General features: G+C 71.4%; 21 protein-coding genes. 8 read left to right on the top strand and 13 right to left on the bottom strand.

The genetic code is table 11. From position 1 onward, the window contains the following. The first annotated feature begins 120 nt into the window (after positions 1–120). Positions 121–969 (top strand): SAM-dependent methyltransferase, encoded by an 849-nt coding sequence (locus FHS23_RS13935; RefSeq protein WP_183654606.1) that lies wholly within the window; start codon positions 121–123, stop codon positions 967–969. A gap of 117 nt (positions 970–1,086) precedes the next feature. Here FHS23_RS13935 and FHS23_RS22945 read toward each other — a convergent pair whose 3' ends face one another. Next, the gene (locus tag FHS23_RS22945; protein ID WP_343053914.1) at positions 1,087–1,971 is read right to left on the bottom strand and encodes a transglycosylase SLT domain-containing protein; all 885 of its coding nucleotides are present in this window, start codon (positions 1,969–1,971) and stop codon (positions 1,087–1,089) included. Between the two features lie 698 nt (positions 1,972–2,669). On the opposite strand from FHS23_RS22945, the gene FHS23_RS13925 reads away from it, so the two are divergent. Next, entirely contained in the window at positions 2,670–3,134 is a 465-nt protein-coding gene (locus FHS23_RS13925) for a PPOX class F420-dependent oxidoreductase (RefSeq protein ID WP_183654604.1), read from the top strand. A 74-nt stretch (positions 3,135–3,208) separates the two neighbouring features. On the opposite strand, the gene FHS23_RS13920 is transcribed toward FHS23_RS13925, so the two are convergent. From FHS23_RS13920 to FHS23_RS13885, 8 genes are all read right to left on the bottom strand, one after another. Next, positions 3,209–3,850 carry a TenA family protein gene (locus FHS23_RS13920; protein WP_183654601.1) on the bottom strand — a complete coding sequence of 214 codons (642 nt, stop codon included), beginning with the start codon at positions 3,848–3,850 and terminating at the stop codon, positions 3,209–3,211. Then, positions 3,847–4,590 carry a glutamine amidotransferase gene (locus tag FHS23_RS13915; protein WP_183654598.1) on the bottom strand — a complete coding sequence of 248 codons (744 nt, stop codon included), beginning with the start codon at positions 4,588–4,590 and terminating at the stop codon, positions 3,847–3,849. The genes FHS23_RS13920 and FHS23_RS13915 overlap by 4 nt, the downstream gene beginning before the upstream one ends. A gap of 90 nt (positions 4,591–4,680) precedes the next feature. After that, positions 4,681–5,721: a phosphotriesterase family protein gene (locus FHS23_RS13910; RefSeq protein ID WP_183654595.1), complete on the bottom strand. Its 1,041-nt coding sequence runs from the start codon at positions 5,719–5,721 to the stop codon at positions 4,681–4,683. Continuing rightward, a complete protein-coding gene (locus FHS23_RS13905) occupies positions 5,718–6,743 on the bottom strand; it encodes an ABC transporter permease (RefSeq protein WP_183654593.1) in 1,026 nt (341 codons plus the stop codon). The genes FHS23_RS13910 and FHS23_RS13905 overlap by 4 nt, the downstream gene beginning before the upstream one ends. Then, on the bottom strand, positions 6,740–7,561 hold the full coding sequence (locus FHS23_RS13900; RefSeq protein WP_183654591.1) for an ATP-binding cassette domain-containing protein: 822 nt from the start codon (positions 7,559–7,561) through the stop codon (positions 6,740–6,742). Before FHS23_RS13900 ends, FHS23_RS13905 begins: the two co-directional genes overlap by 4 nt. Beyond that, positions 7,558–8,571: a substrate-binding domain-containing protein gene (locus FHS23_RS13895; protein WP_183654589.1), complete on the bottom strand. Its 1,014-nt coding sequence runs from the start codon at positions 8,569–8,571 to the stop codon at positions 7,558–7,560. Before FHS23_RS13895 ends, FHS23_RS13900 begins: the two co-directional genes overlap by 4 nt. Continuing rightward, the gene (locus FHS23_RS13890; RefSeq protein WP_183654587.1) at positions 8,556–9,473 is read right to left on the bottom strand and encodes a PfkB family carbohydrate kinase; all 918 of its coding nucleotides are present in this window, start codon (positions 9,471–9,473) and stop codon (positions 8,556–8,558) included. Before FHS23_RS13890 ends, FHS23_RS13895 begins: the two co-directional genes overlap by 16 nt. Further along, on the bottom strand, positions 9,470–10,324 hold the full coding sequence (locus tag FHS23_RS13885; protein ID WP_183654585.1) for a BtpA/SgcQ family protein: 855 nt from the start codon (positions 10,322–10,324) through the stop codon (positions 9,470–9,472). Before FHS23_RS13885 ends, FHS23_RS13890 begins: the two co-directional genes overlap by 4 nt. Positions 10,325–10,607: 283 nt before the next feature. Here FHS23_RS13885 and FHS23_RS13880 point away from each other — a divergent pair, with 283 nt between their 5' ends. The 6 genes from FHS23_RS13880 to FHS23_RS13855 all read left to right on the top strand — a co-directional run bounded on the left by FHS23_RS13880 (position 10,608) and on the right by FHS23_RS13855 (position 16,679). Further along, positions 10,608–11,618 carry a LacI family DNA-binding transcriptional regulator gene (locus FHS23_RS13880; RefSeq protein ID WP_183654583.1) on the top strand — a complete coding sequence of 337 codons (1,011 nt, stop codon included), beginning with the start codon at positions 10,608–10,610 and terminating at the stop codon, positions 11,616–11,618. Positions 11,619–11,793: 175 nt separating this feature from the next. After that, a complete protein-coding gene (locus FHS23_RS13875; protein ID WP_183654580.1) occupies positions 11,794–12,156 on the top strand; it encodes a hypothetical protein in 363 nt (120 codons plus the stop codon). Continuing rightward, a complete protein-coding gene (locus FHS23_RS13870; protein WP_183654577.1) occupies positions 12,157–13,395 on the top strand; it encodes a putative T7SS-secreted protein in 1,239 nt (412 codons plus the stop codon). Beyond that, positions 13,392–13,973, top strand: coding sequence for a hypothetical protein (locus FHS23_RS13865; RefSeq protein WP_183654574.1), 582 nt, complete (start codon positions 13,392–13,394; stop codon positions 13,971–13,973). Before FHS23_RS13870 ends, FHS23_RS13865 begins: the two co-directional genes overlap by 4 nt. A gap of 113 nt (positions 13,974–14,086) precedes the next feature. Beyond that, positions 14,087–14,608, top strand: coding sequence for a YbaB/EbfC family nucleoid-associated protein (locus FHS23_RS13860; RefSeq protein ID WP_343053911.1), 522 nt, complete (start codon positions 14,087–14,089; stop codon positions 14,606–14,608). Between the two features lie 112 nt (positions 14,609–14,720). Further along, complete coding sequence (locus FHS23_RS13855; RefSeq protein ID WP_183654571.1) at positions 14,721–16,679, top strand: AfsR/SARP family transcriptional regulator; 1,959 nt, start codon at positions 14,721–14,723, stop codon at positions 16,677–16,679. A gap of 70 nt (positions 16,680–16,749) precedes the next feature. On the opposite strand, the gene FHS23_RS13850 is transcribed toward FHS23_RS13855, so the two are convergent. The 4 genes from FHS23_RS13850 to FHS23_RS13835 form a co-directional block, all read right to left on the bottom strand. After that, entirely contained in the window at positions 16,750–17,376 is a 627-nt protein-coding gene (locus FHS23_RS13850; RefSeq protein ID WP_343053910.1) for a DNA-binding response regulator, read from the bottom strand. Positions 17,377–17,381: 5 nt separating this feature from the next. Continuing rightward, positions 17,382–18,623, bottom strand: a complete 1,242-nt coding sequence (locus FHS23_RS13845; RefSeq protein WP_183654565.1) for a hypothetical protein — start codon at positions 18,621–18,623, stop codon at positions 17,382–17,384. After that, on the bottom strand, positions 18,616–19,671 hold the full coding sequence (locus FHS23_RS13840; protein WP_183654562.1) for a sensor histidine kinase: 1,056 nt from the start codon (positions 19,669–19,671) through the stop codon (positions 18,616–18,618). The genes FHS23_RS13845 and FHS23_RS13840 overlap by 8 nt, the downstream gene beginning before the upstream one ends. Before the next feature lie 366 nt (positions 19,672–20,037). Beyond that, entirely contained in the window at positions 20,038–21,558 is a 1,521-nt protein-coding gene (locus FHS23_RS13835) for a methyltransferase domain-containing protein (protein ID WP_183654559.1), read from the bottom strand. Positions 21,559–21,722: the final 164 nt, after the last annotated feature.

The raw sequence follows: 21,722 nt of genomic DNA, 5'->3' as shown, positions 1-21,722 counted from the left end.
TGGCGTTCGGGCCCCGTCGAACCCGGCACGGCGCCGGGTGGGACCCGGGTCGTTCCCCCGGTAGGGTGACAACGGGCGGTTGATCAACAATGCGTGCCCGCGGGACGACGAGGAGGAACGATGGCGCCGAACGACCAGGACTCCGTGCCGGAGGGTGTGGATCTGGAACGCCCCAACCCCGCCCGGATCTACGACTGGTTCCTCGGCGGGCACAACAACTGGGCCATCGACCGCGAGTTCGGCGCGAAGGCCGTCGAGATCCTCCCGAACGTGCGCACCATGGCGCGGGTCGGTCGGGAGTTCCTCGGCCGCGGCGTGCAGTATCTCGCCGATCAGGGCATCACCCAGTTCCTCGACCTCGGCTCCGGGGTTCCGACGGTGGGCAACGTCCACGAGATCGCCGACTCGGTCAACCCCGACAGCCGCTGTGTCTACGTCGACAACGAGTCGGTCGCCGTGGCCCATTCCCGGGTGCTGCTCGAGCGCGAGGGTGATCCGACCCGTCATGCCGTGGTCCAGGCCGACCTGCTCGACGTCGACCAGGTGTGGGAGGCGGCCCTCGACACGGGAGTGCTCGACCCGACGAAGCCGATCGGCCTCATCGTCGTCAACGTGCTGTACTTCTTCGGTCCCGACGACGATCCGTACGGCGTGATCCGCAACTACGTGGACCGGCTCCGGCCCGGTTCGTATCTGCTGAGCTCACACATGACGGACGACGGGGTGCCGGCCGAGGGCGAAGAGGAACGGGCCGCTATCAGGGATCAGTACGCCCGGTCCAGCTCGCCGTTGTTCCTGCGGTCCCGCGAGGAGTTCGCGCGGTTCTTCGACGGTCTCGAACTCGTCGAGCCCGGCATCGCCTGGACGCCGGAGTGGAAACCGGACCTGCGTCCCTCGCCCGCGTCGGACGAGTTCCGCGCGCACCCGGAAGCCTCGACCGGCCTCGCCGGGCTCGGCCGCAAACTCTGACCGACGGCGTCGCCGGACCGGCGGTCGTACGCCCGACACGAGCAGGCCGCTCGGAGATCCGGGATCTCCGAGCGGCCTGTGAGACCGAGCGAGGCTGTCGGCGCGCGAACCGCGTGCTCAGTAGCCCTGGTAGTCACCACCGCCGGCCATCGAGGCGAGGCCGGGGTGCTCGTCGAAGTCGCCGTAACGGTCCAGGGTGTACCGGACGCCGGCGATGATGTTGTCGACCGGGTTGTAGATGTCGCCGTGACCCGCCAGCTTGTGGGCGTCGAACGTCGGGTCGATGGTCTGCATCAGGCCCTTCGACGGGATGCCCTTCTCCGCGTTGCTGTCCCACAGGTTGATGGCGCGCGGGTCACCGCTCGACTCCTTCTCGATGATCGTGCGGATCTCGTCCCGCTTCTCGTGCGTGATCGGCACGTTGTTCTGCCGCAGAATGTCGATCGCGCGGTTGATCCAGCGGTCGACCTGGTCGAACTGCGGCTTCGGCGCGGGCTTCGGCTTGGGCTGTGCCTTCGGGGCAGGCTTGTCCTGCTTCGCCTGCTGGGCTTGGCCCTGGCCCTGGCCCTGATCCTGGCCCTGCCCCTTGGCCTCGTCCTGCTTCTGCTGCGGCTGGGACTGCTGCTTCTGGTCGGTCTGCTTCCCGCCCTCGGCCGGGGCGGCCTGCTGGGCCTGGCCACCGGACGCACCGGACTGCTCCGGCTTCTGGGAGTCGGCGGCCTTCTCACCGAGCTGGGCGACACCGAAGTGGCTGTGCGCACGGACCACGCCTGCGTTCTGGGCGGCGGAGTCGGCGGTGCGCTGGGACGCGGCGGGGTTGACCTCCTCGTCGGCGAACGCGGCCTGGCCGACGACTCCGGCGAGCGCCGTGGCGAGCAGTCCCACGGCGGCGTAGCCGCGGACACTCTCCTTCAAGGAGGAGTTCAGTTTCGGGGAGCTCGGGGTCAGGGTCTTTCGCGCGAAGATGTTCTTCGCGTTCCGGGGGATGTCGTTCCACTCCACGGGGGTGGTTCTCCTTTTTGGTTTCGCGTGCCGACCGGTCGGGGTTCCGAGTCGGCAGGGTCGCGACCGTGCTGGGGAACACGCGGGGTTGTCGCGAACACCTTCCGAGAGATTACGAAACGGCAACGGAGAAGTCACGTATCGGTGTCGTGGAACACAGATCGTTTTGCGAAAGAAGGTTTAGGCGTACAGGAGTCGGCTTTCTTTGACTCACGCCAGACAACCCGCAGAACGTATCAGAAAGGCGTGCCGATTGGCCAAGACTGCTCCGCGAAACGCCGTGACCAGCGGAGACTGTGCCACGTGTGAGTGAAGTAAAGCGACGGGGGAGGCATTGTGTGGGCATTCGGTCACAGCTCGTCGATGTCGCTCGAACGTGGCATGGTGCTCGGCGTGTCGTGTCCAATACTCTGTGTGATAACCGGACACGCAACGTGAAAATCACTCGGGGTGGATTCGCGAAAAACTATTGGTAGAGACATTTCACGGTTCCGAAAAATGATCACGCGGGGAAATGATCACACGGCTGTCGGGTGAACGCCACCCCGTGGCGAATCGCCGGACCGTGTTCGCTCGGCGCGAAAACGATCGTGAATCGCTTCCCTCAGCGGTTCGATGTGACGTGGTGGCTCGCCCGGTCGCGGAGCAGCTGCCGCCGAACGGGAAACAGCACAGACAGCAGACCGGGAGGTCCCGAGTTGCCACGCATCGCCACCGCCGAACGGGTCGGCAAGGACGAGCTCCTGGAGTTCGTGCGGCCGCGGCACCGCACCGTGCTCATGACCACAAGGGCCGACCGTAGGCCGCAGCTGTCGCCGGTCACCTGCGGCGTCGACGAGAGCGGCCGGATCGTCATCGCCACTTACCGGAGTCGGGCGAAGACGCGCAACGCGAGGCGGACCCCGGCCGTGTCGTTGTGTGTGCTCTCCGACGAGTGGAACGACGCGTGGGTGCAACTCGACGGCACCGCGGAGGTGCTCGACATGCCCGACGCGCTCGACGGTCTCGTCGAGTACTTCCGCTGCATCTCCGGCGAGCACCCCGACTGGGACGAGTACCGCGAGGCGATGCGGCGGCAGGACAAGTCCCTGCTGCGCATCACGATCGACGACTGGGGCCCGATCGCCACCGGCGGCTTCCCGCCGGAACTCGCCGACGACTGAGCCCGCGTCCCGTCGCTTTCCGATGCCCAGGGCCCCTCGCGAGACGATTCGCGAACACCGCTACAGATACACCGCTACAGATACACCGCGTCGTGGAAGGTGATCTCCGCGTCGAGCATGCCGGTGAACCAGCCGGTGAGGCGGTCGTCGGCGACGTCGGCGGGCAGTTCGTCGACGGCGGCGCCGAGTGCGGCGACGCCCGAGGTGAACGGCTCGCGGGTGTGCAGCTCGACCCAGTCGGCGACAGGTCCGGCGGGCGGCGTCCCCTCCTGCAGAGCACGGGTGCACCAGGTCAGGTAGAGCGTCTCGGCGGCGAACATGACGGTGGTGACGGCCGCGTACCCGCCCTCCTCGGCGGCCGCCAGCGCGTAGTCCGACAGCACCGACGCCGCGCGTCGTGCGGCATCGGTGCTGTCGGACATCTCGGCCCGGACCGGCCACGCGGCGCGCGCGGCGGCGAAGTACTCCGTCTGCTCGGTAGCCAGCCCGTGCAGTGCCTCGGCGTTGCGGATGACGGCCCTCCAGTGCGGTGCCCGCCAGACCGCGAGCCCGTGCAGCCGGGCCGCGGTGTCGACGAATCCGGCCTCGAACTCGAGGTAGCGTGCGTACTCCTGGTCGCCGATCGTGCCGTCGTGGACGTCGCCGACGAACCGCATCGCCGTCGCCCGTTCGAGTGCGGGACCGCCTGCGCGTAGGAGCCGTTCGGACCGGCTCACGCGGCGAGCCAGTCGATCAGGCCGCCGAACACGTCCGCGTAGCCCGGCCACTGCTCGCAGAACTCGGGCGGCGCCCAGTGCGGCGAGCAGTCGGAGGTGAAGACCGCGCTGCGGCCCTCGCCGTAGGTACCGACCGCGATCAGTGGGTCGTCGCCGATCGTCGCGACGACCTCGGTGGCGGGCCGCGGGCGTACCCGGTTGTAGCCGAGCAGCAGCGGCCACTCGCCGTCGACACCGCCGAGCGCGGGGTGATCGGCGGTCACCTGCCCGCGGGCGCCCGCGGGCAGTTCCACCCGGTCGTCCTCGGGCAGCAGGTCGACGGGCAGCACCTCGTGCAGCACCGTGTTGCGGTAGGCGGCCTTGGCCTCGAACCCGGTGAACGACAGGTAGCCACCCACCATCAGCAGGCCGCCGCCCGCGTCGACCCAGTCCCGGAGCGCGGCGAGGCGGTCGCCGCCGGGGCGGGCGCCTTCGAACACCGACGGTGCGAGCTGCACCGAGTTCGCGCCGATGTCGGACAGCACGACGACGTCGTAGGCCTCCAGCGCCGCCCTGTCGTCGGGGAAGTCCGACGGCACGAGGTGTGCGGGCAGGTGCGCGACCTCGTGTCCGCGCGAGGTCAGCGCCGTCCGCAGGGGAGCAACGCCTTCCACGTACGAACTCGTCACGAACGAGTCGACGCCTTTGATGTGGGTCGACTGCGTGATCCAGCTTTCACCGGCGATCAGTACTCGTGCCACGGAGGTGGTCCCTTTCTGGTTGCGGTCCCCGGTCGTCACCGGGGCTCGGTCGATGGGTGCGGATGTGGGGAATCGTGGGTGCGGGCGGCCTCAGTCGGGGGCGGCAGCCCCGAAAAGCCGGGTGGGGTTGGTGCGCAACAGTCCGGACGTGACCGCTGCCGGCACGCCGAGGTCGCGAAGTCGGGCGGTGAACAGGGTCGGGACGTAGCGGAGTCCGTTGCCGCCGTGCACGGTGAGCATGCTCTTGAGGAACATGTCGTGGCTGAGCAGCAGCTGGTCCGCGAAGCCGTCGCCGACCAGCCCCGCGACGGTCTCGGCCGTGTCGGCCGGAGCGGGCGACTGGCCTTCACCGGGGTAGCGGAACGGCATGCCGATCATGTCGAACTCCAGCCACACGCCGCGCCGCGCCACGGACCGCTGATAGGCGACATCCCCGCCGGACGGGTCCATGTGACACAGCACGACGGCGCCCGGCGCGACGCCGATCTCGTCGAGGACGATGTCGAGCACCTCGTGCGCCCGGCGCTGCCAGCCGGGCAGGTGCACGTACAGCGGCACGCCCACCTCGCGTTGCGCCACGGCCGCCGCCCGCAGTGTGCGGTGCTCGGCGTCGGTGAAGGCGGGGGAGACGCCGATCTCCCCGATCACGCCGGGTGCGATCCCCGTCGGGCCCGCGCCGAGGCGGAACTCGTCGACCAGCGCGGTCGCCAGGACGTGTTCGTCCGCCGTGGACAGATCGGACGGGTGGAAGTCCTCCAGGTACCAGCCCGAGCCCATGACGATCCGCACCCCGGTCCGCTCGGACAGTTCGCGCAGTACCAACGGATCCCGGCCCAGCCCCGGAGGCGTGACGTCGACGACCGTGCCGCCGCCCGCCGCGGCGAACGCGGCCAGGTCGTCGGCGACAGGGTCCGGGTCGTCGAGCGTGCAGTGGTCCAGACACGCGTAGGGCTGTTCGCGCAACAGCCACGCGATCTCCGGACCGGTGCGGGCGTCGCGCAGCCACGCCAGCTCCGGATCGGCGGGCGGGCCGACCGCCTTCCGGACGTCGTTGTGCAGGTGCTCGTGCGTGAGGGTGAGCCCGAGCTCGGCGGCAGGCACCGCGCCGGTGACGGTGGTGACGGCGGTCATGTCGGTCGTTTCGTCAGGTGGGAGACCAGTTGGGCGAGCGACCGGCCGCGCAGGTTGATCCAGATCGCCGCGATCAGCACCAGACCCGTCACGATCGGGGTGAGGAACGGGCTCACGCCCATGAGCGTCAGGCCGTTGGCGATCATGCCGGTGATCAGCGCGCCGATCACCGTCCCGACGATCGTGCCGCGGCCGCCGAACAGGTTCGTGCCGCCCAGGACGACCGCCGCGATCACGGTGAGCTCGAAGCCCTCCGCCGAGTTGGCGGAACCGGACCCCAGGCGCGCTGCGGTGAGAATGCCGGCAGCGCCCGCCGCGAGTCCCGTCAACATCAGCGTGATCATCTTGATGCGGCGGGTGTTCACGCCGGCACGGCGTACCGATTCCTCCTGTGCGCCGATGCCGTTGACGTAGCGGCCGAACCGCATGCGCGACAACAGGATTCCGCCGATGACCGCGGTTCCCAGCGCGATCCACGCCAGCGCGGAGAAGCCGAGGAACTCGGCCTCGCCGATCTTCGCCACGAACAGTCGCCGGTCGATGGGGACGGAGAAGCCCTCCGTCCACAACAGAGCGAACCCGCGGATGATCGACATCGCGGCGAGCGTGACGATGAACGGCGGGATGTTCTGGTACGCCGACAGCCAGCCGTTGACCGAACCCCAGAACAGGCCGGCCAGCAGACCCACCACGATGACGAGCGACGAATCGAGACCCAACTGCAGCAGCTCGGCGGTCATCGCCGCGACGAACGCGACCGTCGAGCCCACCGACAGGTCGATCTGCCCCGTCGTGATCACGAACGTCATCGCGATCGCCACGATCAGTGTGATCGCCACCTGGGTCGCCAGGTTCGACATGTTGCCGAACGTCAGGAAGTTCGGCGACGCCACGCCGAATCCGATGAACAGCGCCACCGTGACGCCGAGCATCGCGACGGTCGCCTTGTTCACGCGCTCCCACAACGAGGGCTGCGCCGCCAGATCCCGCTGTTGCCGCGGGGACGCCACCTGCGTCGTCATGCCGCCTCCTCGGTCGTCGTGTTCGAGCGGGTGATCATCGCGACGAGCGTTTCGATGTCGAGGTCGGCGATCGCGGCGTCGTCGACGCTCCGCCCCTCGTACATCACCGTGATGCGGTCGCACACCTCGAACAGATCCTGCAGCCGGTGGGTGATGAGGATGACGCCGACGCCCTGCTCGGCGACCTCGCGGATCATGCGCAGCACCTGCCGGACCTCGGCGACCGCCAGCGCGGCCGTCGGTTCGTCGAGGATCAGCACCTTCGGCTGGAACGACACGGCGCGCGCGATCGCGACCGCCTGCCGCTGCCCACCGGACAGTTCGCCGATCTCCTGGTACGTCGAACGCACCCGCACGTGCAATGTGGACAGCATCTCGGCGGCCCGCCGGTGCATCTCGGCGCGGTCGACGAACGGTCCCGTCCGCGGTTCGCGGCCGAGGAACAGGTTGCTCGCGACATCGAGCGTGTCGCACAGGGCGAGGTCCTGGTAGACGATGCCGATGTGTTCGGCACGGGCGTCGGCCGGGCTGTGGAAGCGGACCTGTTTGCCCCCGACGGTGATCGAACCCGCGTCGTGGCGGATCGCTCCCGACAGGACCTTCATCAGGGTCGATTTGCCTGCGCCGTTGTCGCCGACGAGGCCGAGTACCTCGCCCGGCCCGAGCCGCAGATCCACGCCGCGCAGCGACTGCACAGCGCCGAACGACTTCGTGATGCCCTCGAGCGTGACGAGCGTGTCGCCGCTCTGCCCGTCACTGCCCTGCCTGACACTGCCCTGCCTGTCGCCGCCCCAGGTGTCGGTGCTCTCGTGACTCATCCCCGCTCCAGGTAGTAGAGGTACTCGGACACGTTGTCCGGGGTGACGATCTGGGTCGGCACCGGAATGTCGGCCGGTACGTCACGACCGCAGACCAGGTCGATCGCCGCGTTCATCGACTGGTAGCCGAACTCGAACGTGTTCTGCTGCACGACGCCTTTGACCCAGCCGGCGCGCAGCCCGTCGACAGCCTGTGTCGACAGGTCCCAGCCGACCACCTCGATCTCGTCGCTGCGCTGCTGACTCGTGACCGCGGCCGCCAGCCCGATCAGGGCCGGTTCGCCGGTCGCGTAGGCGTACGGCAGGTCCGGGTTGCCGGTGAGAAGGTTCTCGGCGACCGTCTGCGCTTCCTCCTGGATGTTGCGTCCGTCCACAACGTGCCGGATCGCCATTCCGCCGTCGGTCACCCGGTCGGAGAAGCCCTTCTGCCGCTGCAGCTGCACGGTGCTGTTGAGCGCGCCCACGATGCCGACGTCGCCCTCGGCCCCGCTGAGGTCGAGCAGCGCGTCACCGAGCTGCCTGCCACCCTCGACGTTGGCGGTGCCCACCTGTGAGGAGACGGCCTTGTCGTCGACGACGGCGTCCACCGCGACCACCGGTACCCCTGCCGCGTCGGCCCGGCGGATCGCGGGCCGGATGCCGTCGGTGTCGACCGCGTCGACGATGATCGCGTCGACGTCGTTCGCCACGAGGTCGTCGATCGCGTTCGCCTGCTTCTGGGAGTCGTCGTCACCGTTGACGACCTGCGTCGCGACGCCTGCCTCCCGTGCGATGTGCTCGGCGCCGGTGACGATCTGGTTGAAGAACAGCGCCTGCAGATTGATCGGCACGATGCCGATCTTGGGCCGGTCGCCGTCGACCTCGCACGACTCGGCCACCTCGGACGGTGGTGGCGGGCCCTGCTGCTGGGCCCGGGCCTCGGCCGCCATGTCGTGGCGTGCGGCGGTGTCGCACGCCGTCACCACGAGCAGAAGGCCCAGTGCGGCGAGCGCGATCAGCTTGCGTCGCATGACGTTCGCTCCTCTCCGGGGGAACCGGTGTCCGCGCCTGATCCGGTGTCGAGACGGGACAGCACCGCGGTGCGGTGCGGGAGTCCGGCGCGCGCACCGGGGCGCGTGCAGGACAGGCCCGCGGCCACAGCCGCGAACCGGGCGGCGCTCGCCGGCGCGGCGCCGCGGGCGAGCTCGGTGCAGTAGGCGCCGACGAAGCAGTCGCCCGCACCCGTGGTGTCCACGACGGACACCTCGATCGACGGGATCCGGCTGCGGCGTCCGTCCGGGGGGATCAGCAGCGCGCCGCGACCCCCGTCGGTGATCACCAGGTGTGTGCCGTGCCGGTGGGCCAGCGAGGCGCACGCGTCGTCGTCACCCAGCAACGCCGCCGCCTGGCCGCGGCCCAGTACGACGTGTTCGGCGACGTCGAGTGCCGTGAGCGCAGCCGTCCGGGTTTCGCAGCCGTCGAGGTCGACCACCACCCGCGCGGAGTCCGGCAGCGCCGGCGCCGCCTCCGGGAAGCGGTAACCGTCCAGGTAGAGCCAGCCGCCGGCTGCGCGCCGGGCGGCCTCCGCGATGTCGGTGCCGGTGAGGTCGTCGTCCTGACTGATGATCGCCCGTTCCCCGTCCGGGGTGAGCAGCACGAACGCGGTCGTCAGCTGCGCATCGCGGCGGGTGAGCGACACGTCGACGCCGTCGGCGGCGAGGGCATCGAGGAACGCCGTCGACAGCGGATCCGTGCCGACGGCGCCCGCGAACCGGGCGTGGGCGCCGAGCCGGGCGGCGGCGGCCGCGGCGTTGGCGGCCATTCCGCCGTCGCCCCTGTCGACCGCGACGGCCTGCACCCGCTGCCCGGCCGTGGGCAACGCGGGCACCGACGCGGTGACGTCGTTGTTGGCGTACCCGCAGAACACGATCACGGCAGAACCGCGCCCGCCCGTTCGGCGGCGGCGGTGAGCTCGCGGACCTTGGCCGGGTCGACGCGGCCCCACCAGCGGCCGTTGTCCTTCACCGACGAGGCGACGATGACGCCGTCGCAGGCGGGCAGCAGCTCGCCGATGTTGTTCGCGGTGATGCCGGAGCCGATGACGACGGGCAGGCTCGTGTGGTCCTTGATGCCCGCCACCTCGTCGACTGCGGCAGCGTCCCCGGTGCGGGAACCGGTGGCGATGAGCACGTCGGCGTCGAAGAACTCGGCGTCCTCGGTCTGCTCGGCCAACGTGCGGTCGGCGACGATCGCGTGGGCACCGTGCTTGACGTGGACGTCGGCGAACACCTTCACCGGGCCCGCGCCGATGCGGCTGCGGTAGCGCGTCGCGGCGGCCGCCTGGCCCTCGATGATGCCCTCGTTGGCGACGTAGGCGTTGGCCCACTGGTTCACCCGCACGAACCCACCACCACCGGACCACGCCGAGGCGATCGCGCACTCGGCCGCGTTGGACAGCACGCTGACGCCGACGCCGCCGTCGGTGGCGTCGCGCACGGCCGCGGTGACGACTCCCATCGCCGCGGCGGTCTCGTAGCCGTGCTCGCCCGGTTTCGGGAAGGGGATGTCCCAGTGGTTCTCGACGACGACGCCGTGGCAGCCGCTGTCGAGATAGGCGCGGGCCTCTTCGACGGCGAACGTGCGGATGTCGGCCAGGGGAGTTCCGGTGTAGTGCGGACTGCCGGGCAGAGCGGGCAGGTGCACGACGCCGATCACGACCTTGTCGGTGCCGAACAGTTCACGCAGGGCGTGCGGTTTGGGAGGGAAGACTCCGAGGGTGGTCATCAGTGCTCTCTGTGCTCGATGGGCGGGGCGGGGCTCGGCGGGCGGGTGGCTCGACGGGACGGCATCGGCAGCGTGGGGGCCGCCTGTGGTGGGTCCCGTCGTCGTGGGCGGCGGCCGGTGCTCGACCGCGACCCGAACGTGGCGTTCCGCGTGTGTAATCGATTGCCAGCGAATTGCGGAGTAGGTTAGAGAGACTTTCGGTGGAACGTCAATGGTTTAGCCTGGACCAGTGTCAAGGGAACCGATTAAGTTACGGTTTCGCTCACTACGGAGGGGTAAACGATTGCAGCGGGTCACCATTGCCGACGTCGCACGCCGCGCCGGGGTCTCGACGGCCACGGTTTCCCGCGCGTTGTCGGGTGGGCGCAAGGTGTCGTCGGACGTCGCCGAACGGGTTCGGGCGGCCGCCCGTGAGCTCGGCTACGAGGTGAACCCGATCGCGCGGGCGCTGCGCGTCAGCCGGACGGACACGGTCGGCATGGTCGTGCCGAGTATCCGGAACCCGTTCTTCACCGCGCTCGTCGAGAGCGTCGAACACGCACTCGGCGCTGACGGCAAGGAGTTGCTGCTCTGTGACGCCCAGTCCGACCCCGACACGGAGGCCAAGCGCCTGGACGCCCTCGTGACCCGCAACGTCGACGGCATCATCGTCAGCCCGTGCCACGGCACCGACAGCACTCCCGCGGTGCAGCGGACGGCCGAGCGACTCCCGCTGGTCCAGCTCGACCGGTTCGTCGGCGGCACGAGTACGGACTGGGTCGGGGTGGATGACATCGCCGCGATGCGTTCGGTCGTCGAACACGTCCATGCCGGTGGTGCACGGTCGGCGGCGTATCTCGGTGCCCGGCTCACCAACTCGTCGAGCGAACTGCGCCACGCCGGATTCCTCCGCCACGCGAACGAGTTCGATGTCGAAACCGGACCACAGTGGACACTCCTCGGCGACTACAGCGTGGAGTGGGGCGAACGTGCGGTAGGCATGCTCGCCGACTCCGGCCGACTGCCCGATGCCCTCGTGTGCGCCGACGACCTGATCGCGCTCGGCGCGGTGCGCGCCTGCCGTACCCGTGGCATCGGGGTGCCCGCCCGGGTGCAGGTCACCGGTTTCGACAACATCGAGTTCACCCGGCTCGCCGAGCCTCCACTGACCACCGTGGACCAGCCGACCCGGCGCATCGCGGACGAGGCGGTTCGCCTACTGGCCGACGCCGCGGGCGGGCCCGCGGCGCGCGACGCCGCGCACGTCGCTCTGGTGCCGAAGCTCGTCGTCCGGGACAGTACGCGCACGGGCTGACCCCGGACCGCGCCGCTTCCGCGGAGCCGGCACGGCACCTCCCCGCGCTCCGGTGCCACGGCTGTACCACCGGAGAACCACGACGCCTCGGCAGTATCGCCGGCAGGCGAGGGGTGGAGGCCGGGCACGGCCCGGTGAGCGGAGCCGAGGAGGCGAGGAGACGACGGGGAGCGGCATGGCGGGTTTCGGTGCGGTACCCGACGAACTGCGACGGACGGCCGGGCGCATCGCCGACACGGTGGAACGGGCCGCGGAGGTCGCGTGGCGGGGGCCCGGTGGGGATTACGGGCACGGCGACATCCAGTCGGCGTGGGGCCGGTTCATGGACGACGTCGATCGGCGACTGCGCTCGCTCCGGGAACGGGCCGGTGAACACGGCAGTGGCCTGCGTGACGCGGCCGACCGGTACCTGGAGCAGGAGCAGGAGGGGCTGAGCGTCTTCTCCGAACTGCAGGATGCGGTCGAGCGGTCCCCGCGGGCGCCCGCGTTCGGCGCGGCGCCGGGGCGGATCGCGAGCGTCCTGGACGGGGGTGGCTAGATGGTCGTGCAGCTCGGGCAGACGGCGGATCCGAAACAGCTCATCCCGGGCGAGCCGGAGCAGATCGCCGCGGATCTGCGGGGAATCGTCGGCAACCTCGGCACCGTCGGCGAGGTCGGCGGACTGTTGGGGCAGATCGACCCAGGCGACTGGACCGGCGACGCGAGCACCGCGTTCCGGGACGTGTTCGCCGCCGAACCGCCGAAGTGGACGGAACTGGTCGACGCCGTCGCCGGGGGAGGGCAGACGCTCGCGGACTTCGCCGACGTCCTGGCCTGGGGGCAAGGCGAGGCGCTCAGGGCGATCGAAATGCACACCCAGGCGCAGGCCGTGCAACGGGCGGCGATGGCGCGGCACCAGGCGCAGGCCGCGGCGGGTGCGCCCCCGCAGCAGACCGACCCGGGCGGCGGCCTACTGGTGGAGGCTCAGGCCGTGCTCGACAACGCCCGGCAACGGGTCGACGCGGTCGGCGCACAGCTGGCGTCGAAACTCGGCCTGCAACCCGACGGGCAGGGCGGCTACGGCCGCGAACACGAACGGATCCGCGAGCGGCGGGCGGACCGGTCCTGGGGCGGCTCGCAGGGGCTGAAGGAGGACCCCGTCGCGCGGCTGGTCGACACGCTCGGCATCGGGTTGCCCAGTGCGAGCGCGCAGGCGGAAGCGGGGGTGAGCGTCGCGGAGGGCGAGCTCGGCGGCCAGTTCGACCGCGGCCCGCTCGCGGGGCAGGGAACGCTCGGCGGATCCGTGCTCGGGGCGAGCGCGAGCGCCGAGGCGTCGGCCGATCTCACCGGCGTGTCGGCGGGCGCGGGCGCCGAGGCGCACGCCGCCCGGGGCAGCGCCGAAGGCGGACTCGACTTCGGTCCGCTCGGTGTCAACGGCCAGGCCAACGCCGCGGTCGAGGCCGCGGCGAACGCGAACGCCGACGTCGGGCTGACCGGTATCGACGCGGGCGCCGACGCGTTCATCGGAGCGCGGGCGGACGCCGGGGCAGGTGTCGAGATCGCCGGCATCGGGGCGGGTGTCAACGCCGAGGGTTGGGCAGGCGCGGGTGCCGAGGCCGGCCTCCAGTTCGGCATGGGCGAGGACGGCAAGTTCCACGTCGGAGCCGATCTCGGCCTCGGAGTCGGCCTCGGGGGCAAGGTCGGTGGCGGGATCACGGTCGATCCGGCTCAGCTCGGCGATTCCGTCACCGGAGCGGCCGACACCGTCGGCTCGATGGTGCGCGACCTGGGCTGGTGACGATGCTGCCCGTCCCGATCGAATTCACGCTCCCCGACGGTTGGCGTTCCGTGCCACCGGCGCGGGCCGGTGCACCGGACGTGGAGTTCCTCGCGGTGCACCCCGGGTCGAGCGCGGGCTTCACCGCGACGATCGCCGTGACCGGCCGGGTGCGTGAGGACGGTGCGGGGCTCGACGAGCTCGCCGACGAGTCCACGCGGCGGCTGGCCGAGCAGGCCGTGGCCGTGAAGATCGGCAGACGTGAACGGGCCGGTGACGAGACGAGCGGCAGCCTGACGCAGGCGCTCGGCCTGCGGGTTCGGACCGGCGGTGAGCTCACCGATCTGGCGCAGCTGCGGACGTTCCTCACGGTCGCCGAGCGCACCGGCAGCGGCCGACTGCTCGTCGTGGACGTCGTGCTGACGGCCACGCCCGCCCAACTGGCCCAACTGATCGCCGACTTCCACGCGTTCGTCGGCGGTATCCGGCCGGACCTGTCGCGTCCCCGTCGGCGTCCCGCTCCGTCCCGGCCGCCGTGGCCACGCCTGCCGCCGCACTCGCCGCCCGGGCGGCCGGGCAGGCATCGCAGGGAACCGTGACCGGCGGGGCGTAGTGACAGCACACGACGGTGCGGTCCAGCCCCACGACTGTGAATGACAGGCCACGACGGCGACGAGCATCCGCGATCCACGCGGCGAGGACGGAGGGACAGGTGACCGACCCCGGGCAGGACATGATGCGGCGGATCGAGGCGATCGACACGGCCGCGGCCGACAACGCACGGGCCGCAGAGGCGTACCGGCGAATGACCGAGGAGCTGGCCGAGGTGACCGGCACGGCGACCTCGCCGGACGGGGTCGTCACGGTGGTGGCGACGGCCGACGGCGGCGTCTCCCGGGTGAGTTTCACCGGCGGTGTCCGCGACGTCGCACCGGAGGCACTGTCGGCGTCGGTGACGCACACGATCGCACAAGCCCGGTACGCGGCGGCGCGGGAGCAGGCCGAGGTGGTGCGGCGCGGGCTCGGCGACAGCGAACTGCTCGACCGTGTCCTCGACGCCGATGCGCGGGTGTTCGGCGACCGCAGGCCCGCCGATCCCGGCCCGCCGCCCGAACCGACTCCGACGTCGCAGGCCCCGCCCCCGGTGCCGCCACCCGTGTCCCGGGGGCGTCATCACGCCGATACGGAACCGGCTGACTACTCACAGTTCTCATACCTGCGGCGAGGTCGCTGACTCGGACTATTTTGTAGGTAGTTCTGCCGACATCCTCTTCGTGTGCGTGTCGTTAGCGTCGGCGACGCACCGGGCGACCGGCCGGTGCCATCACGTTCAGGTGGGGGACACGATGACGTCGATCGAGATCGGCATGCTCGGGGAGCTGGATGTGCGCGTGGCCGGCGCACCGGTGGTCATCCCGGGAGGCAAGCAACGCCTCCTTCTCGCGGCACTCGCCCTGCGGCCGGGTCGACTGCTGACCACCGAGGAACTCATCGACCGCGTGTGGGGAGAGCAGCCGCCCGATACGGCGCGCACGACCTTGCGGGGCTATGTCAAACGATTGCGGACCGGCTTCGCCCGCGCCGGAGCGGACACGGCGATCGAAGCCGTGCCGGGCGGCTACCGGCTCTGTGTCGAACCCGAGGACGTCGACCTGGAGCGCTTCCGGACGCTACGGCGGGACGCCGCAGCAGCGTCCGCGCCCACCGGGTCCGGCCCCAACGGCTCCGGCGAGCAGGTGGTCGCGGGCACGCACGGCCATGCAGGCGAACTGCAGCGGCTGGGGGACGCGCTGTCCCGGTGGCGCGGCCGGGCACTCAGCGGGCTCGAGCCGATGCCGTGGGTCACCAGTGCCGCGGACGCGGCCGAGGAGGAGTACCTGCAGGTCTGCGAACGGCGGGCCGAACTGCGCCTCGAGTTCGGCCAGGCCGAACGTGCCGTGTCCGAGCTGCGCCCACTCGTCACCGCCCATCCGAACCGGGAAAGCCTGTGGGCCCGGCTGCTGCTGGCGCTGCATCACAGCGGGCGGACGGCCGAGGCGCTGCTCACCTACGACGAGGTGCGGCGCACGTTGGCTGAAGGACTCGGGGTCGGACCGTGCGCGAGTCTGCGTGCCGTGCACGAACGGCTGCTGCGTGAGGATGGCCCGCAACGAGACCCGGCCCTCGGCGGCGTGCGGGCCGACACCGCCCGCACCCAGGCGACGGTGAGCGGCGACCGCGCCGGTACCGACCTCGACGGAACCGCCGCGGAGGCCACGACCGACCCGGCGCCGGTGGCGGGGATCGAGCCGTCGACCGAGGTCCAAGCGGGACAGGAGCCGGCGGACCCGTTGCCGGGTCGGCAGCGGGAGCTTGCGGCACTCGACGGTGCGCTCGGCGCTGGGCGGGCCCGCCTCGTCGTCGTCGACGGGCCGGCCGGGGTCGGCAAGACGGCGCTGGTGTCCCACTGGGTCCGATCAGCCGGGACAACAGCGGCCAGGCCGCGGTTCCCGGGCGGCGTGCTGCACGTCGACCTGCGCGGCTTCCATCCGGAACCGCCGTTGACGACCGTGCAGGCGTTGACCGACCTGCTCATCCAGGTCGGCTACGAGCCGGAACGGCTGCCGGCGGACCCGGTCGCGCTCGGCGCGATGCTGCGCCGCGTGACGGCGCGGAGCCGCACCGCCGTCGTGCTCGACAACGCCCGGGACGCGGCCCAGCTCCGGCCGCTGCTGCCGGGCGGCACCTCGGCGGCCATCGTGACCAGCCGGAACCAGTTGCGGGGACTGGTCGCCCGAGAGGGTGCGGTGCGCGTGACCGTCGCGCCGTTGGGGGCGCGGGACGGTGCGCGTGTGGTCGCCGCGCTGGCCGGGGCCGAGGCCCCGGAACCCGCCGACGTCTACGAACTGGTCGACCTGTGCGACGGCCTGCCGTTGGCGCTGCGCATCGCCGCGGAGGAACTCACCCGCGGCGGGAGCCGGGGCCCGGCGTGGCTCGCGAGCAGACTGGGCGCCGAAGCCACGCGGCTCGACCTGTTGGACACCGGGGACGTGGAGACCGGCATGCGGGCGGTACTGACGCGGGCCCAGGACCGGCTCACCCCGGCGCAGGCCGAACTGCTGCACGCACTGGCGGCCGAGGGGAAGCTGGACTTCGACGTCGACGATGTCGCGGGTCTCACCGGTCGTGACCGGAACGAGGCGCGGACGCTGGTGCGTGGGCTGGTCATGGTCAGCCTCGTCGCCCAGCGCGGCCCGGACGCCTTCCGGCTCGGTGACCTGCAACGACTCGCCGCTCTGGAGCGGCGACCGGTGAACGTCCGGTGATCGTGCGTCTGGGGGTGGCACGATCACCGGACGTTCCCGACCCCGCCGTGTGCCCCCGTCGCCTGTCGCCTCAGAGGTCGTCGACGCTGATCAGCCCGTCCTGGATGGCGCGCGCGACGAGGGCGGCCTTGCTGCGCGCGGGTCTACCGGCGTTGGCGTACTTCAACCGCACCCGGTCGAGATAGGTCGTGACCGTCTTCGGGGACAGCCCCAGGCGCTCGGCCACGAGGTCCCGCGACTCGGACTGGAACCACTCGACGAGCACCTCCTCCTCGCGGGTCGACAGTTTCGGCCGGTCGGAGTTGGTGTTGGCGGACAAGGCACCGGCCAGTGCCGGCGGGGTGTACGGCCGGTCCCTCGCGGCGGCCAGTGTCGCGGACACGAGGTGGTCGGCGCCCTCGGTCTTGGTCAGGAACGTCACGGCGCCCAGGTCGAGGCACGTCAGCGCGGTCTGTTCGTCGTCTCGCATGGTGTAGACGATGACGTTCCGGCCCGCGTCGACGAGCCGGCGCAGCTCGCCGAGCGCGGGGGCCGCCTGCCCCGCCAGTTGCAGATCGAACACCACGACGTCCGCGGTGTCGCCCGGTGGCAGCCACGCGGTCTTCGAGGTCGCCCCACCGGCGACCACGCGTACGGGTTCCGGTGCGTCGGCATACCACTGTTCGATGCCGACCAGCATCGCAGGGTGATCATCCACGACCGTCACGGTGATTTCGTCCGCCATACCGCCTCTACCCAGAGTTTGCCGTTCTTCGTGGTGGTCGTGGTCTCCGTGCGGGACCGTCGCTGTGCGTCGACCGCCGCGGCGCCCTCGGCGGGGGCGTCGGCCAGGACGCTGACGCGGATCGCCGCCGGGGTGCGTACAACGGTGGCACGGGCCGTGGTGCGCGCCGACGCGAGCACCGCTGCCGCGGTCTCGACCAGCTCCTGGCGTACCGGCTGCGGTACGGGCCGGATCTCGCCGCGTACCGCCAGCTGCACCGAGACACCCTGCCGTTCGGCCACGTCGATGCCCGCGCGCAGTTCGTGCAGCAGCGGGTCGGACACGTCGTCCGTCTCGGCGAACAGCTGGCGCATGCGGGCCGTTTCGACGGCCGCGCGTCTGCGCACCGTCTCGTCGGAGGGGTCGAGCGCGCCGTAGGCCAGGCCGGTGAGGAGGGGGACGGTGGTGTCGAGCAGCCGGGTGTAGCGGGCCCGGTGGTCGCGGTGGGTGGCCTCGGCGATCTCCTCCGCGGTGCGGGTTCGTTCCTCGCGCTCGGCCGCCTCGCCCGCGTCGGCCGCCGTGCGGTGCAGCACCACCGCGAGCAGCGCCACGGCGAGTTCGAGGCCGAACACCGACACGGCCACCATGCCCATCTGCACCGTGACGTACCGGTCGGGCACGCCTTTCAGCAACACCTCGACGACGGTGACGAGCGCGTGGATCGCGAAGACCGCCGCGATGGTGCGCATACGCGTGCGCAGCAGGATCGCCAGGATGTACCAGCCCGCGATACCGAACGACCAGTCGTCGGCCACGAGGAGCAAACGGGCCGGAATCGGTATCGACGCCAGTGCCGCGGCGGCCACGCACAGGCCGCACAACGTGAACGCGAGCGGTCGGGACATGGGTCTGCTCCGCAGCAACCGGGTCGCGATCGTCGCGGCCACGCCCGCCAGTACGACGAAGCCCACCACCTCCGTCCACCACGCACCGAAGCGGTCGCGGTTGGCCAACAGTTGAGGCAGACAGCTGGTGAGCTGGGTGGTCACGCCCACGAGCAGTACGGCCAGCTGGGCACCCCGAACCAGCCGGTCACGCACCTGTTCGGCCGTCTGTCCCGGCGGTGCCGGCGCCGGATGCGGGTCCGGTGCGGGTGCCGTCGCGGACCCGGGTGGATCCGGCACGGGCGCAGGCAGCGCCGGGGCGGCACCGGGCCGGGCGGTGGTGGCGTGGTCAGTCATGCCAGCTCCACCGCACCGTCGTGCCCCTACCGGGAGCGGAGTCGATCGCGGCGGCACCGCCGGCATCGGTCATGCGGCGGGAGATCGACTCGCTGATGCCGTGGTGATGGTCGCCGATCGTCGCGGGGTCGAATCCGTGGCCGTCGTCGGCCAGGGTGACCTCTGCCCCGGCCGCCGTGGGGCGGACACGGAGCTGCGCCTCGCCGACCCCGGCGTGCCGGGCGACGTTCTCCACGGCCTCGCGCACGCCGTGGGAGATCGCCAGGGCGGGTCGCGCGGGCAGCGGAAGTGTCCCCGGCGTGTCGAGGGTGACTTCGACGAGCGGGTGCGCGACGGCCTGCCGGAGCAGGACGGGCAGGTCGACGGTGCCCTGCCGGGCGCCGGGCGGGGCAGGCACGGTCGTGATCGCGTCGAGGTCGTTGCGGGCGCGCTCGGGCAGCCACGAGTGCTGGGGCGCCGCGGCGCCGAGTGACACCATCAGCAGTGTGGCGCTGGCGGTGTCGTGCAGCGTGGCGAGGTACTCGCGTTCGGCGCTGCGGCGGGCGTCGGCGACCCGGGCCGCGCGCCGGCCCGCGGCCGCACGTTCGCGTGCCCGATCCGCCGCGCGCGCACGCGAGCGGATGAGCAGGAACGCGCAGCGGGACAGCAGGGCGTCGAGCAACACCCTGCCGCCGAACCAAGCGGCGTCCGGCAGCGGACGGGCCATCGCCGCGCCGATCACGTAGGACACTGCGGCGACGACCGTGACCAACAGCGCGAGCCGCGGCCGGGCGGGCAGTTCGAACTGGACGGCGATGCCGGTGATGCTCGCGACCGCGAACGCCCAGCCGTTGTACGGGCCGACCGCGGTCCAGGCCTGGGGCAGTTCGACCGTGAGCAGCGCGACGACGGCGGCTGCCACGACGAGTGCGGGTCCGGCTCGGTCGGGGGCGCGCCACGTCCACCACGCCGACAGGCCGCACCACCCGACCGTCACGACGGCGACCAGCACGGCCGGCTCGTACCGCTGCGGCATGCCGATCATCGCCAGCACGATGCACGCGAGCACGACGGCGATCCGTACGCCGACCGCGTAGCGGCGGAAGGCGGCGTACAGGTTCGCCTCCGTGGGGCCCGTGCCTGCCGGGCCCGCCGTCGTCGCCTGCTGGATCGGTGTTCACCTCGTTTGCGCCGTCTGCGCGTGTCCCATGCGGTCCCTGCGCCGCAGGTCTGCCCCGAATGTGCGAGCGGAGGCTACCGCTCCCCGTCGACAGTGGTTCATTCGTATGGGTCGGGACGTCCGGGAAGTCGTACAACGGGGAGAAAACGCGGGGGTGACCGGCCAGTAACGCTGATGAAGCCGACAAACAGGACAGCGTGGGTGAGGTCCGGCGACGGGTGACGTGGCGGCAGCCGGTGCCGCCGGCCAGTGACGTCAGGGCAGCGGCACCGTCGCCGGGGTCGACCCGTTGACGGAGAACCAGCACACGAACTCGCTGACGGGATCGAACTCGACGGCGACCGGGCCGCCGCCCGTGCCGTCGCCGAGCCGTGCGGGCACGTCGAGGTCCACGGCGACGGTCACCTCCTCGCCCGGGGCGACGCCGCGTCCCGGCAGGGCGATGCGGCCCCCGGAGTCGGCGAGGCGGTCGCTGAGCGAGCCGTCGGCGGTGCGCACGCGAGCGCCGAGGAACACGGGGCCGTACCGGGCGTCGGAGGGCAACCACGTGCGGGTGCCGGTGTTGCGCAGCAGGCACGTGCCGCGGACGGTCGCGGCGATCGGGTCGCCGTCGCCTGCCGTGACGTCGACGTCGGACAGCACCACGTCGGCGGCGAGCCCGTCGGCGGCGCGGCTGTCGGGTGTCTCGACACCGTCGCGGCGCAGCACGAACATGCGCCGGTCGCCGATCGCCGCGCGTGCGGGTTCCGGGAACACCGAGTCGTCGGCCCGGCCGGACAGCACGTCCTGGAATGTCGGCAGGTCGACCCACTGCGGCGACGAGTCGAGCAGGCACAACCGCACGTCGGTGAACCCGACCTCGCGTGCCCGGTCCCACACCCGTTCGATCACCACGTCGCTCTCGAGAACGCCGAAGTGCCGCATCTCGTACTGCGACTGCGGTTGCAGCGAATGCTCCGGCCCCGGTTCGGCGAACGCGGCGACCCCGCCGGGGCGCAGCACCCTGGCGAACTCGCCGAGCACCCGGTCGGGGTTCGGCACGTGGTGCAGTGCGTCGTAGGACAGGATCCGGTCGACACTGCCGTCCGGCAGGTCGAGGCGGTGGCCGTCGAACGTCAGGAACTCCGGTTCCGGCCGGTCGCCGAGCACGGGCTGCCGCCGGAACAGCTCGCGGCCGAGGTCGAGCGCCGACGGCGAGACGTCCGCGGCGATCACGCGGCAACCGAGCTGGGTCAGCATGCGGCTCGTCCAGCAGGTTCCGGCTCCGAAGTCGAGCACCGTCATGCCCGCCGCAGGTTGCAGCCCGCGCAGCACCTGGCCGAACGTCACCAGTAGGTCGGCCGCCTCGCCGGGTTCCTTGAACGGCTTGGTCAGGAGCAGTTCGGCGTCGTCGAGCGACGAGAAGTACGCCTCGGCGGTGGCGGCGAGATCCTCGACCGTCGCGGCGCGGGCGAGTTCGGCGGCGTCGACGAACCCGGGTTCACGGGCGACCACCTCCCGCGCGCCGGACGTCCCGTCGGCGGGTGCGGTATCGCCGGACGCCGCGGTCTCGCCGGGGGAGAGCCGGCTCGCGAACTCGTCCGAGCTGGCCAGTGCCGCGCACAGCTGCCGGTCCGACAGCTCGCCGGAACGCAGCCGGTGCGTGTAGTAGGCCAGGCCGTCGGGGTCGGGCGTCCTGCCGAGGATCAGACGGTAGGCGCGGTCCACGAGGGCGGCCGCGGCCTCCGGATCGGTCACGGTGTCCGGGTGGGATGCGGTGGCTCCGGGCGTGCTCATCACCGCCCGAGGCTATCGGACGTTTTCTCGTAACAAGGCGCGTTCTCGGTAACGCACGGGTAGTCCGGGTGACATCGGTCGGCAATCGTCGGCGGCTCTACTGGTTCTCGTCACATCCGATCGCCGTCGGTGCTCGGAACACACGGGTGTTCGGAGTGACTGCA

It is taken from the genome of Prauserella isguenensis (genome assembly GCF_014191605.1).
In the GTDB taxonomy this organism is placed as follows: domain Bacteria; phylum Actinomycetota; class Actinomycetes; order Mycobacteriales; family Pseudonocardiaceae; genus Prauserella; species Prauserella isguenensis.
The sequence above is the reverse complement of the archived record's forward strand: the minus strand, read 5'-3'. Positions and strand labels throughout refer to the sequence as shown.